The sequence below is a fragment of the Rossellomorea yichunensis genome (assembly GCF_032337515.1).
Classification (GTDB): Bacteria; Bacillota; Bacilli; order Bacillales; family Bacillaceae_B; genus Rossellomorea; species Rossellomorea yichunensis.
The window spans coordinates 227,120-249,846 of record NZ_JAVYAD010000003.1 but is presented as its reverse complement, the minus strand read 5'-3'; the positions used below and the strand labels follow the sequence as shown (position 1 = coordinate 249,846).

Annotated in this window: 19 protein-coding genes and 2 pseudogenes; 7 read left to right on the top strand and 14 right to left on the bottom strand. The window is 42.8% G+C overall.

Annotated elements, in window-relative coordinates; genetic code table 11:
• Positions 1-177: 177 nt before the first annotated feature.
• Positions 178-1,209 (bottom strand): LacI family DNA-binding transcriptional regulator, encoded by a 1,032-nt coding sequence (locus tag RSX31_RS09070; protein ID WP_315634337.1) that lies wholly within the window; start codon positions 1,207-1,209, stop codon positions 178-180.
• Positions 1,210-1,693: 484 nt separating this feature from the next.
• On the opposite strand from RSX31_RS09070, the gene RSX31_RS09065 reads away from it, so the two are divergent.
• From RSX31_RS09065 to RSX31_RS09055, 3 genes are all read left to right on the top strand, one after another.
• On the top strand, positions 1,694-2,263 hold the full coding sequence (locus RSX31_RS09065) for a dienelactone hydrolase family protein (protein ID WP_315634336.1): 570 nt from the start codon (positions 1,694-1,696) through the stop codon (positions 2,261-2,263).
• Between the two features lie 723 nt (positions 2,264-2,986).
• Entirely contained in the window at positions 2,987-3,331 is a 345-nt protein-coding gene (locus tag RSX31_RS09060) for a PadR family transcriptional regulator (RefSeq protein WP_256816753.1), read from the top strand.
• Positions 3,322-4,590: an FtsW/RodA/SpoVE family cell cycle protein gene (locus RSX31_RS09055; protein ID WP_315634335.1), complete on the top strand. Its 1,269-nt coding sequence runs from the start codon at positions 3,322-3,324 to the stop codon at positions 4,588-4,590. Before RSX31_RS09060 ends, RSX31_RS09055 begins: the two co-directional genes overlap by 10 nt.
• 177 nt (positions 4,591-4,767) lie before the next feature.
• On the opposite strand, the pseudogene RSX31_RS09050 reads toward RSX31_RS09055, so the two are convergent.
• The 8 genes and pseudogenes from RSX31_RS09050 to RSX31_RS09015 all read right to left on the bottom strand — a co-directional run bounded on the left by RSX31_RS09050 (position 4,768) and on the right by RSX31_RS09015 (position 14,616).
• Positions 4,768-5,248 (bottom strand): annotated as a pseudogene (locus tag RSX31_RS09050) (hypothetical protein).
• 3 nt (positions 5,249-5,251) lie between these two features.
• Positions 5,252-6,039 (bottom strand): annotated as a pseudogene (locus RSX31_RS09045) (hypothetical protein).
• Between the two features lie 117 nt (positions 6,040-6,156).
• Positions 6,157-6,885, bottom strand: coding sequence for a GNAT family N-acetyltransferase (locus tag RSX31_RS09040; RefSeq protein ID WP_315634334.1), 729 nt, complete (start codon positions 6,883-6,885; stop codon positions 6,157-6,159).
• A 614-nt stretch (positions 6,886-7,499) separates the two neighbouring features.
• Positions 7,500-9,074: a SagB family peptide dehydrogenase gene (locus RSX31_RS09035; RefSeq protein ID WP_315634333.1), complete on the bottom strand. Its 1,575-nt coding sequence runs from the start codon at positions 9,072-9,074 to the stop codon at positions 7,500-7,502.
• Positions 9,075-9,094: 20 nt separating this feature from the next.
• On the bottom strand, positions 9,095-11,041 hold the full coding sequence (locus tag RSX31_RS09030) for a TOMM precursor leader peptide-binding protein (protein WP_315634332.1): 1,947 nt from the start codon (positions 11,039-11,041) through the stop codon (positions 9,095-9,097).
• The gene (locus RSX31_RS09025; protein ID WP_315634331.1) at positions 11,041-12,942 is read right to left on the bottom strand and encodes a putative thiazole-containing bacteriocin maturation protein; all 1,902 of its coding nucleotides are present in this window, start codon (positions 12,940-12,942) and stop codon (positions 11,041-11,043) included. Before RSX31_RS09025 ends, RSX31_RS09030 begins: the two co-directional genes overlap by 1 nt.
• Before the next feature lie 135 nt (positions 12,943-13,077).
• Positions 13,078-13,347 carry a heterocycloanthracin/sonorensin family bacteriocin gene (locus tag RSX31_RS09020; protein WP_148970939.1) on the bottom strand — a complete coding sequence of 90 codons (270 nt, stop codon included), beginning with the start codon at positions 13,345-13,347 and terminating at the stop codon, positions 13,078-13,080.
• Positions 13,348-13,674: 327 nt separating this feature from the next.
• Positions 13,675-14,616 (bottom strand): DHH family phosphoesterase, encoded by a 942-nt coding sequence (locus RSX31_RS09015; RefSeq protein ID WP_148970856.1) that lies wholly within the window; start codon positions 14,614-14,616, stop codon positions 13,675-13,677.
• Between the two features lie 93 nt (positions 14,617-14,709).
• Here RSX31_RS09015 and RSX31_RS09010 point away from each other — a divergent pair, with 93 nt between their 5' ends.
• On the top strand, positions 14,710-15,015 hold the full coding sequence (locus tag RSX31_RS09010) for a YtpI family protein (protein WP_148970857.1): 306 nt from the start codon (positions 14,710-14,712) through the stop codon (positions 15,013-15,015).
• Positions 15,016-15,287: 272 nt separating this feature from the next.
• Here RSX31_RS09010 and RSX31_RS09005 read toward each other — a convergent pair whose 3' ends face one another.
• From RSX31_RS09005 to RSX31_RS08990, 4 genes are all read right to left on the bottom strand, one after another.
• Entirely contained in the window at positions 15,288-16,607 is a 1,320-nt protein-coding gene (locus tag RSX31_RS09005) for a DRTGG domain-containing protein (protein WP_148970858.1), read from the bottom strand.
• A gap of 221 nt (positions 16,608-16,828) precedes the next feature.
• The gene (locus RSX31_RS09000; protein WP_315634330.1) at positions 16,829-17,071 is read right to left on the bottom strand and encodes a hypothetical protein; all 243 of its coding nucleotides are present in this window, start codon (positions 17,069-17,071) and stop codon (positions 16,829-16,831) included.
• A gap of 105 nt (positions 17,072-17,176) precedes the next feature.
• Positions 17,177-17,857: a metal-dependent hydrolase gene (locus tag RSX31_RS08995; RefSeq protein ID WP_315634329.1), complete on the bottom strand. Its 681-nt coding sequence runs from the start codon at positions 17,855-17,857 to the stop codon at positions 17,177-17,179.
• Positions 17,858-18,029: 172 nt separating this feature from the next.
• Positions 18,030-18,395 (bottom strand): winged helix-turn-helix transcriptional regulator, encoded by a 366-nt coding sequence (locus RSX31_RS08990; protein ID WP_148996044.1) that lies wholly within the window; start codon positions 18,393-18,395, stop codon positions 18,030-18,032.
• A 180-nt stretch (positions 18,396-18,575) separates the two neighbouring features.
• Between RSX31_RS08990 and hxlA the strand changes: the two genes are divergently transcribed.
• Positions 18,576-19,208: a 3-hexulose-6-phosphate synthase gene (gene hxlA, locus RSX31_RS08985; RefSeq protein ID WP_315634328.1), complete on the top strand. Its 633-nt coding sequence runs from the start codon at positions 18,576-18,578 to the stop codon at positions 19,206-19,208.
• A gap of 7 nt (positions 19,209-19,215) precedes the next feature.
• Positions 19,216-19,773 (top strand): 6-phospho-3-hexuloisomerase, encoded by a 558-nt coding sequence (gene hxlB / locus RSX31_RS08980; protein ID WP_315634327.1) that lies wholly within the window; start codon positions 19,216-19,218, stop codon positions 19,771-19,773.
• A 181-nt stretch (positions 19,774-19,954) separates the two neighbouring features.
• On the opposite strand, the gene ald is transcribed toward hxlB, so the two are convergent.
• Entirely contained in the window at positions 19,955-21,073 is a 1,119-nt protein-coding gene (ald, locus tag RSX31_RS08975) for an alanine dehydrogenase (RefSeq protein WP_148970863.1), read from the bottom strand.
• Positions 21,074-21,314: 241 nt separating this feature from the next.
• On the opposite strand from ald, the gene RSX31_RS08970 reads away from it, so the two are divergent.
• Positions 21,315-22,631: a purine-cytosine permease family protein gene (locus RSX31_RS08970; RefSeq protein WP_315634326.1), complete on the top strand. Its 1,317-nt coding sequence runs from the start codon at positions 21,315-21,317 to the stop codon at positions 22,629-22,631.
• Positions 22,632-22,727 lie beyond the last annotated feature (96 nt).

Sequence of the window (22,727 nt, the reverse complement as noted above, 5' to 3'; positions counted from 1 at the left end):
TGAGTAAATAATATATATTGTATTCAGACAAAAAAATGATTTAAATAAGATGGAAACGTTTCCACTTATTTAAATCAAATTATACATACTTAGTAAACCACTTTCAATGATTTTTTTGAAAATTTATAAAATTATATTAATTAACACTGAATCATCAAACGTCTTTTAAACATTATTCTAAGTCATCCTTTTGGAATTACCTGCTTCTATCGCCATAGTTGACTCCCTTTCAATTAGATTTGGATAAAAGAGGACTGTTTCTTTAATTATTTGCTTTTCCTTAATTGCTTTAACCATGATTTCTATAGCCCTTTGACCCATTTCTTTAATAGGAGTACGAATAGTCGTAAGCATAGGAGACAAAATTTCCGCATATTGAGAATCATCAAAACCAACAACTGATAATTGCTCTGGAATTCTTATATTTAACTCCCTTGCAGCTTTGTAGACACCTACAGCAACACTATCGCTAACCGCAAAGATTGCCGTAGGTCTATCATTTTTTTGTAATAATCTCATTGCATTTTTATACCCGCTTTGAATATAAAACTTGTCAAAAATCACATAATCGTCATTTATAGGCACGCCTCGTTCATTCAATGCTAACTTGTACCCCTGGTGCCTTTCGATTGATGCATAAGCTTCAAGGTCCCCGCCGATAAAGGCAATATCCTTATGCCCTAAATCCAGAAGATGTCTCATCGCTTTATATGCTCCATCAACATTATCAACTACGATCTCATTAAGAATTAATTTCGGGAATTTCCCCCCTAATATGACAACTGGTAGCTCAGGATAGTTTTCCTTCAATTCTTTTATATTTCCATCATCAACCTCTGGAGATGAAAAGATGATACCATCGACTCCCTTAGCGATCAGTAGGTGTATATACTCTGCTTCTTTCTGCAGATTGTTATCTGTATTACATAAAAAGATGTTAAATCCATGACTATTTGCTCGATCTTCTATTGTTCTAGTCAAATCTGAATAAAATATATTCTTTATATCAGGTATGATTAAACCAAGAGTTAATGTCTGTTTCTTCTTCATTGCAGCAGCTACCAGACTCCCTTGGTAGTTAAGTTTCTTTACTGCATTCAGAACCTTTTCTTTCGTTTTTTCACTTGTATATCCGCTCTTATTCAGTACTCTCGATACAGTGGAAATTGAAACTTTAGCTTCTTTAGCAACTTCCTTTATTGTTACCATCACCAACACATCCTTATGGAAACGTTTCCTCATTTATTAATGCTAATATAATTCTACAAATTTTGTCGTTTTCCTTTTATTTCAAACAATTCTCTCAATAAATTCACACGATTGTTATTCGGATACCGGATTATGTATGTTTCATATTATTCCATTAAGCTGCCTTTTAGTGGAACAATCTTATATACTTATACTAACAGAAATCCCCTTAACTTTTTTGATACTATATTTCACTAAATGCTTCACATTATAATAAGACCAAGGAAGTGGGTATAGTTTTCTCCTTGGTCTTTTTCACCTTTAAATATGCTGACTGTATCGTTGTAAATCCCAATCATTTCAAATAAAACTGATTAAACGCAAGAAGAATTTAACAATTCCTATTAAATCTATGACCTTGGGGAAGAAGTTAAGGTTCTGGCAGGTCAAACAGTATTTTTGTCGAAATTTATACATAAGACGTATTTAAATGGGGGAGAAAATGATGGCAGAAGTTTTGTTGTTACACCATGTTTTAGGCAAGACCAAGGGGATTGAATCAATCGCAGATCAGCTGAGAGATGCTGGGCATATAGTGCATGTGCCAGATTTATTTGAAGGTCGAACATTTTCCTCCCTGGAGGAAGGCTTAGGATATGTGAAGGAAATCGGATTTGAAGAAGTGATGGCGCGTGGCATTCAGGCAGCCGGCGACCTTTCGCGAGATGTCGTCTATGCTGGTTTTTCACTCGGTGTCCCGGCAGCACAGCAGCTCGCTCAAACCCGCGAAGGCTCAAGAGGTGCACTGTTTTTCCATGCCTGCCTCCCGACCTTGGAGTTTGAATCTCCATGGCCAGCGGACCTGCCTGTGCAAATACATGCCATGAATGAAGATCCTTTCTTCGTTGAAGACGGCGATATCAATGCGGCACGTGAACTGGTGGAGTCTGCCAATCACGCTGAGCTTTTTTTGTATGAGGGCAAGGAACATCTCTTCACTGACAGCAGCATACCTTCATACAATGCTGACGCGACGAAGCTTGTGATCAAGCGGGTTCTCGACTTTCTTGCATAGTCATCGGGAAGCATGGGGACTGTTCTTGTGCTTCCTTTTCGATAAAAGGAAGCGACAAAACCGTCCCCATGAATAGCCGGGTCAATTAGTCGTTCTTCAACCCTCTCTCCAGTTACATTAAGATGAGTTAATGACATTTATACTCCATCTTTAGAAACTCATATGTACTACTATTTTTATCTTGCATAAAAGTCTCTACATCTTTAAACCCAACTTTTCTGTATAGTTTTATCGCTCTTTGATTAAAGGTTGCCACTGATAATGTGATTTTTTCAGATTTAAATTCTAAGTGTACATAATTTATACCTGCCCTTAAGGCTTCCAATAGAAACTCCCACTTATACCTAACTACCAGTTCTCTGCTTTATTTACTAGTAACAGTATTAATTAACCTTAAACAGAATCTTCCATTAACCTGCCCCTAATCCAATAACTTCAACAAAAAAATCGTAAATCCTTCTTAGATCAACTCCCCCGATTATTGAATAATCAATGTTTGCTTCATAAACATAAAAATCATATCCTTTTTTTACTGACACCACATTCAACTATTAAAAGCAATTTATGAGAAGAATGTGCTCTAACAATTACTTAATGAGTCTTTGTTATATAAAACATGCCGTTCTTCTTTATAGACATATTGACAGGAATTAATTTATATCATAAATTATACATATAATAACTATGCATAGATTTACTATGCATCAGGAAGGTGGACTTTTTATGAAGATAAGCAAAGAATTGCTAAAGGGTAGTACCACTACTCTTATTTTGAGTTTGCTTAATTCTAAACCAATGTACGGCTATGAAATTATCAAAGAACTGGAATCGAAGTCTAATGGAATTTTTAGTTTTAAGGAAGGCACGATCTATCCCATCCTTCACAGCCTTGAGGAAAAAGAATTAATTGTATCTTACTGGGGCGAAGGGACCGGAAAGAGAAAGAGGAAATATTACAAGATTAATAACCAGGGCAAAGAATTTATTCTAGAAAAAAAAGAAGAGTGGTCCGTTTTCAAGAATGCTGTTGACGAAGTTTTAAGTGGGGAGAAAATCGTATGGGATTAGATAATAAGTTTGAAATGTATATTAGAGATTTGTGTAAACGGATTAAAAATAAGGATGTACATGCCCATATAAAACTGGAAATTAACGATCACCTTCATACGCTCAAAGAGGAGGCAATGAGTACGGGACTTTCAGAAGAAGAGGCTATAGATCAAGCATTAGCACGTATGGGAGATGCAGGAGTTTTGGGAAAGCAGCTTAACAAAACACATAAAGCACCAATGGATGTGAAAACCTTGCTGCCAGTGCTGACAGCTTCTCTATTTGGGCTGCTGGTTATGTATTATTTGCAATTTCATTCGGCTTTTACAGAGCTTCAAGAACTGAAAGTTTTCAATAAAAGTCTTGGCTTCTACGTGTTGGGTGTCGTGCTCATGCTAAGCCTATTTATGCTTGATTACAGAAGATTGATGAAATACTCCAAGCACTTCTATGCGGCAACAATCCTCATACTCTTATTGACCGTTCTCATCGGAGTTAGAGTCGATGATGTACCATTTTTAAATGTAGGTTTTGCCACTATTAATTTCACTGAGATCACTCCATTCCTACTGGTCATTGCTCTTGCAGGAATCTTTCATTCCTGGGATTGGAATGATAATCGAAAATCTTGGTTTGGAATAGGTATTATGTCAACACCTATCGTCTTATTGGCGACTACAGGAGCCTTCGCAGCTACTATTATTAGCATCATTGTCTGCGCAGCAATCATGCATACGTCAAGGTCCAGCCTTAAGCAAACTATAGCGTTTACCCTTACTGCTTCTATATGGCCCATCTGGAACTTGTTGGATTATCATAATTATTCCATGGTTAGCTCCTATACAAATCATAAAATAGGAGAGGCTTATTTTATAGGAAGTGCCCTAAAGGTGACCCCAAGAATCATTTCTGAGGTCCATACAGATTTCATTTTGTCATTCATCATCTATTCGTTTGGGTGGTTAGCCGCAATCACGGCTTTATCCCTGGTTATATTTTTTATTTGTAGAATATCGATTACCGCTAAAAGTGTGAATTCACCTTATGGCAAATTTCTTATTACAGGATTGGCTGCAGTCTTTTCAGCTCAGTTTATACTAAGCCTACTGACGAATCTCGGTTTATCTCCACTCACTGGTGTTTCCGTGCCATTCATGAGTTATGGAGGTTCACATATATTGCTGGAGATGATATCCGCAGGACTGATTCTAAGCGTATATAGAAGGCGAAGAACCAAGGAGACAGTTTCCTTGACTCACGGTCCGCAAAGTAATTAGAAGCAATCCATAATGGACTCAATCCTGCAAGTAGCCCATTAATGATAAAAAAGTGCCAATTCCTTTATATTCCAACGGTTCTTCCGTTGCGGTCTTTAATTACCTTCTTCCACGAGCCTGCTACACCTTTTAATAAATTCATTAAAAAAGCGTTTATCTTTCTTGAATTAACGCCCCCTATAATGGAACATCGTATGATTTCTTTACTTTAGCCACCCCTAACGCATAGTGGCTGAACAATATATTCTCCACTAACTCCCCTTCAGAATCTTCACAGTCAACTATCAAGATTAACTCTGAATGAAAGCCTTTCATTAATCTTCTTCTCTTTTTTATCACTTTTTCTGTAAAAAGACGAATAGCAAAACCCGCCAGAAATCCTACTGCTGCTCCAATTAACCCCCAGTAGATTGGTCCCCATTCTAGTTTAAATCCCACGCTTGCACCAATTACTGAAAAAGCTGTTGCTAGTGCAGCTCCCACATCAATCAATGAAAGTTCCATCAGAGCGGTGAATATTATCGAATACCTTACGCTCTTCCGTGTTGTTATCTAAAGGAACGATAAATATATTCTTACTGGCAATACCTTTTTTCTCCAAAGTGGCAACTGCCAGTTCTATATGAACGGTATGTTCGAATGTTGAAAAGAGCTGCAATGTTTACTTCACCTTCTGTCCCTTTAGTACCATAAAAGATGGAGATTGGTACTTCTCCAAAAAATATTTGCGTTGTTCTTTATGGTATAACTTATTATTTTCCACGGTGTTCATATAGGAATCATAAATAGCAAACCCATACAGAGAAGGAAAAAACAATAACCATTGCGGTTCTAATACTGCTGTTGCCTGTTTTATCTCTCCTGAAAATAAATTTGAAATTGCTTCCAATCCGTGAGAATAATAAAAGAAGAGCACAGCCCAGATGATGACAAAGAAGGCTGTCACTATCCTGTGTATATATAATTGCCCTAAGCCAGGTACAAATGCTGACCACAGGACAGCCATAACAGGATTTCTCTTATCCAAATAATTAATTTCTAACGCCCCGATACTAAAGGAATTGAACTGATGTTCTTCACGGTAGGCCAATATAAAAATATTATTCATATCAACAGTTGTCCGATAACTATCCCAGATACCAAATATATATACTGGTATATAAATCAATAACCAGCGGGTATCCAATACTTCTTTTGCTTTTTCAATTTCGCCTTGAAAGAGTAAATCATTGCTAAATTAACGTTGGCTTGTAAATTAACAATAACTTCCCAAATGAACAGTACAAATCCTCTAAGGTATTTCGATAGCAGAAGATGCCCGAAACCAGGAAAAGCTGCACTCCACCAAGCAATTATGTAGGGGTTTCTAAGGTGTATTTATGTGGTACCAAGAATACTAACGTGGGCTCTATATCTTCTAGCAGTATTATCATTAGTGTAGTTTTCCATTTTTCCACCCTTTTGGTAACTTTTTTATCAGTTCTTACCATACGAACATTTTTTATACTAATAGGCTTTATTCCATTAACCTGCCCAATAATGGAATATTGGAATAACTAAAGTCCATTAACTCATTCTAATAGCCAAGGTCCTCCCTAAACGCTCATATCCTAATGAATGAGCAATGGCAACCGATGAGGTATTTGATTCAAGAGTTTGATAGTGCATCGTTGCACCACGGGATAATCCTCGCTTTGTGAGGGCATTTACAACTGATTTTGCATGTCCTTTACCTCTATGTGCAGGATGGCTAATGATCCCGATACTAAAAAAACCTGACTCACCTTTTCTCCAAGAACCTGCTGCGACTATTTTTTTGTTAAGTATCTTTAATAGAATGGGACTCTTCTGCTCGTCTATGGAACTGTGTTGCCAATCAGTTTCTGAACATGAGTCGCGCAATTCCTTAAGTAAAGTTCTGTGCTGTTCAGTTTTATACTCTACCACTGATGAAGAAGATGCTTGAAGAACTGAAGTATTATCTATATATCCTTGAAAGGCTGGTCCAATGATTTTTTTATGTTGATCACCAATTGAATGACCAAGCAATTCAGCATCAAATGCTTGGTTGGGTGTAAGTCCACTTACCGCTTTGTCTAACTTCCCCACATATTTAACAGGAGCGGATATCATACATGAGGTTCCATTGTTGAAACAGTAAAACCCATTATATCCATTTAAACTCTCGGAATGCTGGATTACACTTACTTTAGGAACAAGCAATTCTGAATAGTTACATCCAAGAAATTTAGCCCAATTTGTATAGACTCGATATTTAATATTTTTCTGATCCATCCATTCTCCCCCCTTCTATCCTTTTGAATAATCTCAATGGTTGAAGAAAACAACACTTAGCCCTATCGCTTTTTTCCTTAACTTGCATCATTCTGTTGTTGATCCTACGAACCTAAAATACCTGAAGAAGTCATTAAGAAGTTTTGTTGCTTCATCTTATTTCTCATGTTCTTCAACAACTATTATCCGTTAATTTCAAATATTCACAATACCCTTACTCAATTAAATGGCCCTCTAACTGAACAAGGGTTAACTGGAGACGTTCCTATCCGAGTCGAGTGGGGAACGTCCTCATTTTCATCAAAAAAACGCCCCATGGCCTGCACAAGGGACGTTTTTTGAAAGTTTTTCCTCAAAATAGTCTTTTCCAACCCTTCAGTCCTTCCATCTTATCCCCTCGAAAAGGGGTATAGCGAAGATTCATGCGTGGTTTACAATTAACGTGCGGGATTTGGAAAAATCATGCGGCTTCCGTAATAATCGTGCGAGTTTCAGATGCATTCATGCGAGAAATTCGATCATCGTGCCAAAATATCGAATTTTCTTTATCTGTAAGAATCAAACCGAGGCTCCTTTTAAAAGCCAAGTGACCCCGTCCCCATTGCCCCCCCTCCTCAACTCATCAAACTTCCCCTCATCCAAGCCCGCTCCCGAAATGGTCCGATCGGTATTTGAATCAAGGTCGTTTGACCCTTTGAATCTAGTTTGTACATTCTATCCGTCAATGCCGTATCAAACCCAAGAAGCGGGTGTCCGCCTAACCCGACCGCAGACGAGGCTAAAAGCAGGCGCTGTACAAGCATTCCTGCTTCCATTTGCATGATCCTGTAGCCTCTGTATCCCAGGGCTTGATAGTAATCTTTGTTTCCAATGATATGAAGGCACAACGGCACTTGAAGCAAATTGACGTTATCAAGGGACAGACCCGATTGAAGCTGAAGACGATAATCTCCTGTGCTGATTTCCCGTAATGAATGGCGGCCACTATCATATTCGTATGCGCCATTGGGTACGCCTTCCACATTATATAAACAGCCAAAAATCGAAACACGGGATTCATCTCCGTAAGGAACTTCGTCGATGTCACTTCGAAAAGAGTAGGACTGAGTGGCTTTTTTCAATATAGTCGAAAGCCTCTGCTGACTGACCTTCCCCATGACAAAATCCATTTCGGGGGAATAACGATTTTTGCATATCTCAACAAAATCATTGGAGAATGGTTCGATCTCCGGCAGATGAATTTCTTTTTCTCCGTTTCTAAAAGCCGGTTGGTTTCCGAGTTTCTGAAAATCGCCGGTTGAATCGATTTTAGAAGCTTCATTCGCTGCCAGTAACATAGGAAACTCTCTAATTCTTTCAGACTTTTCGTAGAGTTCCACAGAAATAGCAGGTAGCTCCCTGCATACTTCTTTAGCGGTGAATGCCCGTTCCACTCCTTTCCCGTTTCCAGCCCAATTCGTTGCAGCAACTGAAAGCGGGATGACGGAATAGACGCTTTCCTCTTCCTCGGTCAGTCCAAGTAAACGATTGATCGCTGAATCCAGAAATTGAACATATACCCCTGACTCGAATCCAAACCGTTTGGCCGTCTCCAACAGCTGCCCCATCAGGACGCCGGCATCCAATCCCTGCAGCCGATAGGCAAAGTTATTGTATTTAAAGAAGTTTTTCCAAAATCGTGTGGAAACAAAGGCTGCGCCGAAACACGTTGAAATCTCGCAGCGATTGCCAAATGTCCGTTCTAAGTACGAATCGACATTCCCTTCCCGGAGCAGGACGAGGCGATGGTGGGCGACATCATAATGGTAAATTCCATCGGGCAAATCATCCAACTTTAAATAGATATATAGTTCATTCGGATACAGCGCCCCTCCTGATGGAGCAAACCGCCGATAGGAGTGGATGGGGTAAGACTCCCGATGCTCGGAGTCATCGGGATCCACCGACTGGCTTACCCCGGTGATGCCATAGACATACCAGAGAAAATGCCCGATTCTTTCTAAATCGGGTGTTGACGGCGGCTGGCTCTCGAACAGTGACACAGGTACTTCCAAAGACAATGGCACAACCCGCAGCCCCCGGTAAAGCTTGTAAGGGAGAGGGGCATCCTCCCAGTCCACTTCCCAGTTTGGCTGATTGGCCCGATTGATATTACATTGCAGATTGTGTAAAAATTCTTCCAGACTCATCCTCCTTACCTCCTAGTACCTTAAGGAAACGGATGCGGTTTTTGATTAAGCTGCTCATAGATCAATGGCCGGTCGGCATATCCCAGTTCCGCCGGGACGTTAAGGACTCTTTCCAATCCTGTCAGACGGGTGAGATGATGCCCGAATGTCATGGGAAGCATGCCGGGAATCAACACTTTCACACAGTATAGTCCGTTCTTTTCAAGTTCTGGGGCGGTTTGATCAACCACAATGACATCAAGGTTCCGGGTTCGGAATCTTTCAAGAATGTCCTTCAGGTCATCCGTCAGATCTGTGTGATGAGATCTCCAGTTGAATTCCTCCTGGAAACTTCGCGAAGGTCGGCTGTCATCCTGTAAAAAGGTGAAACGTTCCTCGGACTGGGGCAATCCATACAGCATGCCGTGATCATCCATCTGCCTTACTAGAGAATCATCTTCGAGCATTTTTTCATAATTCGCCTTGTTCTTCTCCAATTTTTCATCCAGATTCAGCATCATCCCGGCGAGCTCCTGAATCGCGCTTTTTGCCGCTCTCACTGGGTCCAGATGGGCACCTGCCGCGAGGATCAGATTCAACCCCTTATCCTTCCTGTTCTTGGCCATCGCAAAGACGCTTGGAATTCCGTGCTCCATGGTGGAGTTATATAAATAGAGATCATACCCTGCGACCGCCCTCATCCGTTCGATCATTAACTGCAGCTCCTCGTCCCCTGATGTAAGAGGATCAAGACGCGGCAGGTTGAGCTCGGCATACCAAGTCAAAAGGAACGAGTCCCGTTCGACCACCTCCATGATTCCGTAAAAAATCGCTTCCTCCCTGCTTCCTCCAAGTGCACAGCCATTGGACGTTTCATAAACAAAACCGGATGAGCTGCAGCCCAGACTGTAATAGGCAAGGAGCTCAGGGACGAGAATCGGACGTTCTTCGATGAGTGAATAACCCCACACCCAGTCAATAGCCCTGTCAGGGTCAAACTTTTCAAATGGAAAACCTGGCATCGCGTACTCTTCTTCGGTGTGGACGCCGACCTTCAGCGGATTCAGTGCATGCTCCTCCAACTGTCGGTAGCTATCATGGACGACTGTCCGTTTGCCCCGGGGCTCCAGGCCGCAGTGACGCTCCAATCCTTCAAGAATGGCTGTCAGCTCGCTGTCTGAGTAGACTTGTGTCCGTCCGGCCGTCCCTTCATCTCCGGAGAACATCGGCATATTGACACTCGCATCTGCAAATGGCGTCACCAGGTCATACATCTTGCTGTTGAAAAGTCCGGTCCGATTATCCAGATAGTCTTTTATCAGGACGTTCTTCAGTTCATCCAGGGGGGTACAGCGGAAACTGCCGGCATGGATCTTCGGGCTGGGCTTGAGGGAAACACGAGCTAACTCCGGCGAATCGTCCGGTATCGGGCTGCAATTATGGCATAATGAGTCGGGAACGAAGGAATGCCAGGAGCTGTTCAATGTTTTCAAGTCGGTTAAACATACCTGTCCTTTGGAATGTGGCTTTGCACCTTCAAGGACCCGGCCAACTTCTGCTGCGATGATATGAGTCATATGCACTAACCCGGTATTCGAAGCCCATGGATCTTTCGAGATTCCACCGTCTTCAGCGAGTTTTTCCTGTACCTCCCGCATCTCATTCCGTTCCTTTCCTCCAAGGAGACGTCTCAAATCGGCACATTGTGAGCATCCTGGTGTGTTCGGATGAACCAGTGGGCCGATGATTCCCTCTCCAAACGAAACAAAGCCTCTCAGCCATGGGATAGACGACTGCCGCATCACTTCTTCCGCCATTTGATGCACAGCCGGATTCCATGTATCATCAAGTGTCAGTACCAAATCTGTCTGTGCCGGGAACTTTTTCTCAACGTTTTCTTGCCGGAAAACGGGATACCGCGCTGAAATTTGTGAACATACAAGGTCCGCAAGCAGCCCATCCCCCACAATCACCACGAAAGAATTCATCAGGTTTCCTCCTCTCGCAGCAGCACACCAAACACGCCTCCGAGCTCCTGGTTAAAAACGGGCTCAATATTCAGTTCAAATACCACTACCTGCTTCTGATTCCTTTTTAAGGTTTCGATTGCTTCTTTCAGGGGCTGGGGTGTGTCTTCACTGGCTGGAATGGTGATTTTTTCTGGCTTTCCTTGCTCTATTGCAACAACAACCGGTTTTGCGTCGAAAGCCTCCTTATCGTTCTGGGCTTGAAAGAGTGCATGCTTAAGAGAGTGCCTCAGTGCCATGGTGATCGTGAAATCGGTATTCCCATACCAGCCATTCCTTCCACGAACATAGACGACAGGAAATCCAGCCAAATCCTCCCCTAATCCGATTTCCGGCTTTCCTTGCATGGTGGTCAGTGCCTGTAAATAATACCGGCATGTTTCATCCTCAATCCTATCCAATTCAAGACGGGAAATCGTGCTGCTTTGAACCGATTCTCTTTTCCTCAGCCCATCAGTCAAACACTCCCGAAGACCGCGGCCGACGCATTCTGCAAACGTCGCTCCTGTGCAGGTGGCCATATATTCACCCGTCTCTCGAGGAACGATCAAACTGGCCAATCTTGAAGCGTATCTCTCTATCCCCCTTAACCCTGCTTCCCGGCGTGCTTTTTCATGGGTCAAGCCACTGCAGATCACCTCATCCAACAGTTCGGCAGGGCCCTCGGACAGGACATCGACCGGCTGGACACGGCATTGAGCCAATGGCAGCTGCTTCGTATCTCCTTCTTCCCACACATGAAAAATCCCCGTCTCTTTAGACGTCAGCAGAGTAAAGAGATACAACACTTTTTCAGGGTCAGATCTTTCTGAAACCTGTTCTATCCGTGTTTCCACATTCTGAACACCTTCAGCTCCTGAATATCCAATCTCCAAGGAATGAGGTAAAAAGGAATGCCAGCTTCCTTCAAGCGTTTCTGTATCCAGCAGAAAGATTCGATTTCGCTGATCTGATTTTGTCACTCCCGTTATCTCTTTGAATAGTTCAAAGACGACTATGTTCGCAAGCATCGCTCCAGGGATCGCCGATTCGATCGAAACCTGATCTTCTTTTCGTAAGGCTGTAGTGTGAATGCGCCTCCAAGCAGATTTCCAACCCGCCTCGGAATCAGGGTGGATGATGGGTCCTGCGATTCCTGTCTGCCTGTTGCAAATCGCCGGAATAAACAACTTCTTATCAGCCCGGCAAATGGCATGAATGAGCTCCAATTCCTCAAGGTTTTCGTTTTGACTACCATATAAAATGGAATCGAAGGGCTTCAGGGTCTCCCGCCATCCGTCTTCACTGAATCCGACTTCCTGGAGCTCTACCTCCGGATCCGTTTTACGCGCATGTTCCACGAGTTCCTGCAGCCGGCCTCTATTCGTCGGTACCTCATCGGTCAAGAGCACCTGCAGCTTAGCCAATCCCGATTCAATCAGCGATGAAACGAGTGAAGTCAGAAAAGGACCAGACCCCACTGCCAGGACATTGGCCCCGCGGTAGGTTTCAAACCTTGATGCGCCCGAACCTGCCAAACTATCGACAAATTCAATCTGTGATGCGAATTTTTCCACTGCATGTTGGGGCAGCTGGTGTGGCAGATCCTTGCTTACGTCCCGAACAAATCCATTTTTATGCAAAACCTCTGCTATTTCCATGACCCTGTTTTTATAAGGTACAGGCAGTCCGTTCGTCAAATACTCAAGGGAGTACTCCCCATTGAACATCGGAAGCAGCTTCTCAACCCATTGATCAATTCCACTTCCCTCCATGCGGAAAGAGCATTGGTTATTCCTAAAGAAAACACCGCTGTTTGGTTCAGGGAGATAAAACGTATCCCTCATTACTTTTAAACGCATAGAAGGGTCCAATTTTTCCATAGCGCTCCTCCTTACACCCGCTAATGTGACTATCATTATCATCGTATGAGTCTCACTTTGTCCCTTATGTATAAAAAAAGACCCCTGCACTGACTCGTACAGGGATCATGTTGAACACGAAATTCTAAAAGCTGATTAACGGCCGCATCGTCCACATCTGCCGCAGCCGCCACACCGGCCACCTCCGCCGCATCTTCCGCACCCGCCGCAACGGAAGCATCCACCACAGCCACCACAACCAAAACAGCTAAAGAAGCATGAGAAACCAACGCCGAAACAGCCTCCAAATCCAAGAAAGAGTCGTTCGTCATTCGGATCATACATGTTTTGATCCCATGAAACAGGCTGTGTTGCCTGGAAATCACCTACATTCAGATTTTGAAGTTCATTGTGAAAATGATTCATCAATTTCATTACCTCCCCAAAAAATTACCCAATGTCACTCTCAATAAGGAACAAAAACAATTGAGCTTTCTAAGAAAAAATTTCTGTCATTTAGGTACATTCACTAAAATGTGAACACTCCCAAACAATTTATGTGATCTTGCTGGGTATTGTTACTGATAAAAAAGCCTATTTTACAGGGGAAGAACAAAAAAACACTCCAGTCAATGGACCGGAGCTTGAACAGGTTTATACTGTACGAACCACTTACACCCCAATTAAATTTGAAGTGGGCGATTTTTAGAACATTAAATAGAGGAGCCGGCATCTGCCAGCTCCTCTTAAGACTTATCGATGATTCCTGCACACTTCTCTTAAATCTTTCATCACTTCTTCTTTTTCTTCCCATGAATAAATCGAAGCCCCTGCAGCCAATGGATGCCCGCCGCCGTTGTATTTTTTGGCGATGGTGTTGATGACCGGTCCTTTTGAACGCAGACGGACCCTGATTTGATCACTTTCTTCAATGAAGAAGACCCACGCTTTGATGCCTTTTACGTTCCCCAATGTACTGACCAGTAAAGACGCTTCTGAAGGAATGACCTGATGCTCTTCAAGAATTTCTTTCGTCATGATCATGCTTGCACAGCCATCCCCGTCCATTTCAAAGTTTTGAAGGACATATCCGTGCAGCTTGATGACATTGGCATCGATCTCGTACATTTTATTGAATAGTTCATTACGGTCAAAATCAAAGCGAATCAATTCGCCTGCAATATCAAACGTATTCTGGGTTGTACTCGGATAAAGGAATCTTCCCGTGTCCCCTACAATCCCGGCAAATAAAAGTCTTGCGCCCTCATCGGATAGCGTGAGTCCTTTATCCTTACCGAACAAGTAGAATTCATAAATCATTTCGCTTACTGAGCTTGCGGATGTATCGATCCATAAATAGTCTCCGTATGCATCTTCATTGGGGTGATGATCGATTTTCACGAGCTTATCCCCTAACTTATAACGACGGTCACAGATCCGTTCTTCATTCGCCGTATCGCAAACGATGATTAAAGCTCCTTCGAACACATGGTCTTCAATGACATCCAGGCGTTTTAAATAATGAAGACTTTCATCTTCTTGCCCGACGGCATATATCTTTTTATCCGGGAAGGACGTTTTCAGCATTTCCACCAGTCCTCCCTGGGAGCCGTATGCATCAGGATCCGGGCGAACATGTCTATGTACGATGATGGTTTCATATTGTTTGATGAGTTCCAGTATTTGTTCTTTCATGGGAATCTCCTTTGTAGTGGATTTTTTATTTGGCATTCTGTCCTGATATCTGTAAAATAGTAGCGAGAGAAGTCAACGATGGAGGACAAAACTATGTATTTTCTCGCACTACTGATTGTCGTAACATTCACGTTTTATGTCTTTTATAAAATCAGACAGGTTCGAACGAATCGACCAATGGAAAAGAAATGGTTATCGGCGAAGGCAAGCATCGCACTAGGGCTATTTGTTGCCTTGTTTGGAATCAATCAGCTGTTTTTATTCCCTGGAACGCTGACATATTTTATTGGCGGTCTTTTCATCCTGATTGGACTTGGAAGCTGCTGGGCTGGGTATAAGCTGTACAAGCATGTGCTTCCTTATGCTCAGAGGGAAGCTAAAGAACTGGATAACCAATAAGGTACGAAAGACTAGATGGATTATCTAGTCTTTTTTTGTTTGTTGGTACTTTTTAATGAGCGAGTAGTGGTTGATTTCCGCTCCAGATGCTCGCTTTCCGCGGGGCGTGAGTTGAGCCTCCTCGGGCTTTGCCCTGCGGGGTCTCAACTTTCCCGCTATTCCCGCAGGAGTCGAGCATCTTCCGCTCCAATCAACATTAGTATTATCTGTTTAACTAATACTTCCAAATACATACTAATCACTACATTTACTTGGGTTGTTAATAAAGTGAACTAATGACGATCAATTAGCTGGCAAATCATCAGGGATTTTCCGACCATTACACCTTCACAATATACTTCTACATCCACTTTACCAAATTTTCTTCCGACGTCGAGCACTTTTGGGTGAATTTCGAGCATGCTCTCCATTTGGACAGGCTTGATGAAATAGATGGTCATGTTTTCGATGACGATATCGCCTTTTTTGAAGGGCTTCAATGAACGATTGGCCGCTTCTGTCATGAGTGTCGTGAAGACGCCATACGAGATCGTACCAATTCCCGTGGTCATCTGAGGAGTCACCGCAAAAAGGTAGACTTCTTTATCGCCTTTCTTCTCAGCGGCTGCTTCTACTCCGTTACTGATCAAATCATCAATCGTTTCCCCGACCTGTGGCTGCCTTTGGATCATTTGCAGTGCCTTCAATACGTCCTGACGGCTTATGATTCCCTGGAGCCTGTTTTGTTCATTGACGACGGGGAGTAATTCGATTCCTTCCCAGATCATGATATGGGCGGCTGAGGCAACGCTTGTATTCGGGCTGACGGTGATCGGTTGTTTGGTCATGATCTTATCGATGCCCGTATATTTTTCCTGCCCCATGACGTCTTTTGATGTGACCATGCCATGCACTTTCAGATTGTTATCGACAACCGGGAAACGGCTGTGGAATGTATATTGATTTTTTTCGTACCATTCCTCCAACGTATCATTAATATGCAGGTAAGCCGTGTCATCCGCTTTTGTTAAAATATCTTCCACCAATACGATTTCCTTTTTGATCAGCTGGTCATAAATCGCCCTGTTGATCATGGTCGCCACTGTAAAGGTGTCGTAGGAAGTAGAAATGATCGGAAGTTCGAGCTCGTCTGCAAGCTTCTTGACATGATCTTCTGTATCGAATCCCCCGGTGATCAGAACGGCTGCCCCGGCTCTCAGTGCGTGCTCATGGGCCTGGGTCCGGTTCCCGATGATCAACAGGTTCCCCGCTTCCGTGTATCTCATCATGGCTTCAAGCTTCATCGCTCCAATGACGAACTTATTGAGCATTTTATGTAGTCCCGTTCTTCCACCCAAAACTTGTCCATCAATGATATTGACCACTTCTGCATAGGTGAGCTTTTCGATGTTGTCTTTCTTCTTTTGTTCGATCCGGATCGTACCAACCCGCTCGATGGTACTGACATATCCTTTGGTTTCCGCATCTTTAATCGCTCTGTACGCGGTGCCTTCACTCACGTTCAGTGCTTTTGCAATTTGGCGGACGGAGATTTTTTCACCGACTGGCAAGGTATCTATGTAGTCTAATATTTGTTCGTGTTTAGTAGCCAAGCTTTTCACCCTTCTTTATAACGTCCTGCTTCATATGTTTATTATAATGTGAAAAGCGTGGTGTTTCAATTTAATCGGGGCTTACTTTGGTGTAAGCCCCATTGATTGGGAGAACTTTGATGCTTTTGTACAGAGAGAGTGCAGGTTGATTTCCGCTCCAGGTGCTCGCTCCAATCAACTTGAGAGGTTCACCTTAAACAAACACCACTTTCTTAAAAAATTTATCCATACGACCTTGATCTCACTTTCCGCACCGGCTTCGATTTCAACTTCTTGCCCTTACTTGTTCCTTTAGGCGTGTAAAGAAGGGCTGCGAGGTTTCCGGCTACCACAAACGTGGCGAGTACGAGCCAGCCGATGGCGAAGATCCCTTCAAGACCTTCTGCAAAAATGGACATGCGGGGAGCTCCATAATAGATAAATGCTCCTGCTAAGAGTAAACATAAGATGTATCGTTGTTTCAAACGTTCTTCCTCCTCTCTAGGCTTGTATCATGTATATGCGAGAGAGTGGAGGATATTGTGTAAACATGAGAAAAAGGGTGATGCAAATGCATCACCCATACCTTTTTAATATTCGATTACATCTCCAGCCTTCATGACTTGTCCTTCAGAATCCTCGAGCATGTCGATGAATTTATGCGGATCCTGCTTGATTGGCGGGAATGTATCATAGTGGATCGGCACGACTTTCTTCGCTTTTAAGAAGCTTGCAGCCGTTGCCGCGTCCTCAGGTCCCATCGTGAAATTATCTCCGATTGGAAGGAAGGCTAGATCGATCGGATGACGCTCCCCGATCAGCTTCATATCTGAGAATAAGCCTGTGTCCCCAGCATGGAAAATTGTTTTCCCTTCGATCATCAAGAGGATTCCCGCAGGCATTCCCATATAGATAATTTCATTGCCGTCCGTAATTAGACCTGAGCCGTGGAAAGCCTGTGTGAATTTCACTTTTCCGAAGTCAAATTCATACGCTCCCCCGACATGCATCGGATGGGTCTTCACTAATTGCCAGCTTAAGTATGTTGCCAGTTCATGGTTGGCGATTACCAACGAATCATTCTTTTTCGCAAGCTCGACGGTGTCACCTACGTGATCGTTGTGACCGTGTGTAAGGATGATCACATCGGGTTTCTCGTCATCCACTTTAAGATCCGTCAGTTCGTTTCCATTGATAAAGGGATCGATTAAAATCGTTTTTCCGTTTGTTTCGATTTTCACTACTGAATGTCCATGGTATGAAATCTTCATTTTGCATCTCCTCCAAATAAACTTATCTATTTTCCTTACTCTCGTATGCTACTTTATGTTATACCCCAATTTTATAAAAATAAGCGAGTAGTGGCAATTAAGTTGTAGTCTCTACTCATATAAAAAAACAGTATTAAAAAAACCAAGGTTAACCCTTGGTAAGTGAGATTTTCTATTTTACAGCTGATTGATCATCCGTTTCCTTTTCCAATACATTCTCGACATAATCTTTGCCCCACTCATACATAGCCTCTAAAATCGGTAAAAGTCTTTCACCATGCTCGGTAAGTGAGTATTCAACTTTAGGCGGGACTACAGGATAAACTTCTCGGTGTACGATTAAATGATCTTCAAGTTCGCGTAATTGGTTTACAAGCATTCTTTGGGTAATTCCCGGCATAAGGGACTTTAATTCACCAAATCGTTTCGTTCCTTCCTTGCCTAGATGCCATAAAATTAACATTTTCCATTTACCACCGATTACTGCGAGCGTTAATTCTTTCTCACAGTTAAAATTTTTCTCTCCTAAATTTGGCATTTACGTCAACTCCCTTTATTTCATCCAATAGTATACTTTTTGTCACTATATGCGATAAAAGTGCGTACTTTAAATTTATTTACATACTGATTATACTAAACAACATGCTAGTGAGTAAATACATTCTCATGACAACACTTAGCATAACCAATTAAAATTTATTATAAGGAGCGAATATAGATGAAGTTACAATTAGCATTAGATCTTGTGGATATTCCAGGAGCCATTGCATTAGTAAAAGAGGTAGAAGAATATATTGATGTTGTAGAAATTGGTACACCCGTGGTGATCAATGAAGGCCTAAAAGCAGTGAAAGAAGTAAAAGCAGCATTCCCTGACTTAACCGTATTAGCTGACTTAAAAATTATGGATGCAGCTGGATATGAAGTAAGCCAAGCCTCTGCTGCGGGTGCTGACATCATTACGATTCTTGGAACGGCAGAAGACGAGTCAATCAAAGGCGCAGTAGAAGAAGCCCGAAAACAAGGGAAACAAATCCTTGTTGATATGATCGCCGTGAAAGACGTTGCAGCCCGTGCGAAAGAATTGGACGAACTTGGTGCCGATTATATCTGTGTACACACAGGTTATGATCTGCAAGCTGTAGGAAAAAATTCCTTTGAAGATCTACACACGATCAAAAACGTTGTAAAAAATGCCAAAACTGCCATTGCCGGTGGAATCAAATTAGAAACACTACCGGAAGTTATTAAAGAACAGCCTGACCTCATCATTGTAGGTGGCGGGATTACAAGCAAAGAAGATAAACGAGCGACTGCACGTGAAATGCAGGAATTAATTCACCAAGGGTAATGAAACGATGAAGTCTACTCAATATTTAGCCAAAGTCGTTGAAGAATTAAGACAAGCAGTGCACTTAATCTCTGATGAAGAGGCAGAGAAATTAGTAAACCTGATTCTAGAATCCAAGAAAATCTTTGTCGCTGGTGCTGGCAGATCTGGATTGATGGGGAAATCTTTTGTGATGCGTATGATGCACATGGGGATTGATGCCTATGTCGTTGGGGAAACAGTAACAGCCAACTTAGAAAAGGATGATCTATTAATCATTGGATCAGGCTCAGGAGAAACCAAAACGTTAGTGGCCATTGCTGAAAAAGCTAAAAGCTTGGGAGGTACCGTCGCAGCAATAACCATTTCTCCTGAATCAACCATTGGAGAATTAGCTGATCTGACCGTTACATTACCAGGAGTAACGAAAGACCAGTCCGAAGGTGATTACAAAACGATCCAGCCAATGGGCTCTCTATTTGAGCAAACGATGTTGTTATTTTATGATGCCATCATCCTGCGCTTCATGGAGAAAAAAGGGTTGGATTCTACTAAAATGTATGGAAAACACGCTAATCTCGAATAGAGTAAGATATACAGAAAAAGCCACATTTCAGGATGTGGCTTTTTCTGTATACCTCATTTTTTTATGTAAAGTATTGCACTCCAATCACCATAAGGACATAACACTGAGGGCTTAAAAATCTCTCCTATATTTACATAAAAAAAAGCCGACTGAACATTCCCATGCAGTCGGCTTCGTGGTGTTATTGTTGCTCTAATTGTGTTCTTGTATCTGAGTAGTCTACAGCGTGTGCTTCGGCTACAGCTTGGTATGTCACATATCCGTTCAACGTGTTGATACCTTTTAATAGCGCTTCGTTGTCTAAGCACGCTTTTTTGTAGCCTTTGTTTGCGATTTGAACCGCGTAAGGTACTGTTACGTTTGTAAGTGCGATAGTAGACGTACGAGGTACGGCACCAGGCATGTTGGCAACGGCATAATGTACAACGCCGTGCTTCACGTAAGTTGGATCGTCATGAGTCGTGATGCGGTCCGTTGTTTCGAAGATTCCACCTTGGTCGATGGCGATATCGACTACAACAGATCCTGGCGTCATCGCTTTGATCATGTCTTCTGTTACCAATTTAGGTGCTTTCGCTCCTGGAATCAGAACAGCTCCGATGACAAGGTCCGCTTCTCTTACAGCTTGTTCGATATTTAATGGGTTGGACATAAGCGTTGTTACGTCGCTACCGAAGATATCATCAAGCTGACGAAGGCGATCCGGGTTAAGGTCAAGGATCGTTACGTTGGCACCGAGACCGACAGCCATTTTCGCTGCGTTCGTACCGGCAACTCCTCCACCGATGATCGTTACTTTACTGCGGCGAACCCCAGGGACACCTGAAAGTAATACACCTTTACCACCGTGGATCTTCTCTAAGAACTGTGCACCGATTTGAGTCGCCATACGTCCAGCCACTTCACTCATTGGAGTCAATAATGGAAGGGCACGATTCAGTTCAACCGTTTCGTACGCGATTCCGATCACTTTATTATCGATTAATGCTTTCGTTAATTCAGGTTCTGGAGCAAGATGTAAATATGTAAATAAGATAAGTCCCTCTCGGAAATAAGAGTACTCACTTGGAAGTGGCTCTTTTACCTTCATGACCATGTCCATGGACCATGCTTCCGCTGCAGAATCAACGATGTGTCCACCTGCTGCTACGTAATCTTCGTCTGTGAATCCTGAGCCCAATCCAGCTCCTGATTCAATGTAAACCTCATGTCCAAAAAGAACCAGATTCACAACACCTGCGGGAGTCATAGCCACCCGATTTTCATTATTTTTAATTTCCGTTGGTACACCAATACGCATACTAAGCCAACCTCCTAAATGCACTATTGCTCCTTGGAGCATTTACTTCCTAAATATAACACTATTCATCTATAATAGCGAAGGGCAATTACTCACCCTGTAAGCACTTACATTCTAACAAATAAATAAGGAAATATCTCTATTTTTCTTTAAAAATTTTAATGATTATTTCTTCGCTTTTTTCCAAAAATTCTTTAAAATAGAAACGATGCATCTTAGTATACCCAAAGGAGATTATTCCATGAAACAACCCATGATCGAAAGACTCGGACTAGAAAAGGTCCCACCACAATTAAAATCAACTACATGGATCGAATACTTCATCATACAGCTCGCCTTCTCCGTGAACGCAGGAAACTTCCTCATCCCGGCTCTGGCCGTCCTTGAAGGGGGATTATCCTTTCAGGCAGCCTTCATCTCCACCGTACTTGGAGCAAGCGTCGCCTTCCTATTCGTATCATTCCTTTCTCTTCCGGGCTCCCGCTACGGCCTGCCCGCCCAATACGTCCTGCGATCCATCATCGGAACCCGGCTGTCGATGCTCATCGCATCCCCCATCCGGTCCCTGACGTCCCTCTACTGGTTCAGCGTCCAAACCATCGGAGGAACCTTCGTCATCATCTCCATGGTGGAAAAAGTAACACCCTATACAATTCCATTCATTCCTGTTGCCATTGGACTGGCTATCATCATGACCCTTCTAGCCCTCATCGGCTTCGAAGCCGTCAAGAAAGCTACTAAACTATTCATTCCGATACTAGTGATCGGTCAGGGAATCATCCTGTACCTATTCCTAACAAAAGGAGCCGATTCCCTCACAACACTAAGCCAAGGCCAGGAACCATTCTCCATCGGAACGTTCCTATTCTACTCAAGCCTCGTCTTCGTCCAATACATCTCAGGCGTCAGCGCATCATCCGACATCACCCGCTACAGCAAAAGCGACCGCCACGGATTCTGGGGCTTATATGCAGGAAACGTCGTCGGATTCATGATGACCGCACTGCTTGGAGGATTGAGTGCCAGCTTGTTCAAAGATTTGAATCCATTTGTGGCAGCGAGTCAACTGACCGACTCTAGTCTGCTTCTCTTGGTGATCACGGCTTGTGCGATGGTGTCTATGATATCTATTAATCTTAGTAATGCGTATACGGGCGGATACAGTTTGCTTAACGCACTTCCGTCCCTGTCGCGGATTCAAAGTGCACTGTTGTTTAGTGTCGCAGGGATTATTTTAAGTTCCTTTCCGCAGCTGGTTTATAATGCGCAGGAGTATATTTCTTATCTCGGGATCCTGATCATTCCGATATCGGCGATTGTGGTGGCTGATTATTTGGTTATTAGGAAAGGGAGGATTTCTGAGAGTGCGCTTGTGAGGCTGGCGAGTGGGGAGTCTAATTTTAATCGTGAGGCGTTGGTTGTTTTGGGGATTGGGATGGTGTTTTATTTGGTGATTCCGGATGGTTGGTCGCCGGGGTTTAGTTGTTTTATTGTTACTTGTGTGGTTTATGTGGTTGGTAAGAGACGAGGGAGAGTGGAAGGGCTGGAGGCTGTTTAGAAACTTGGTTAATGAAAATGAGTCAATCCGATATGTCATGTTCACTCTCTTTGCTGACAAAAGGGGACTTCTTAAAAGCTCATTTAACTTATGATT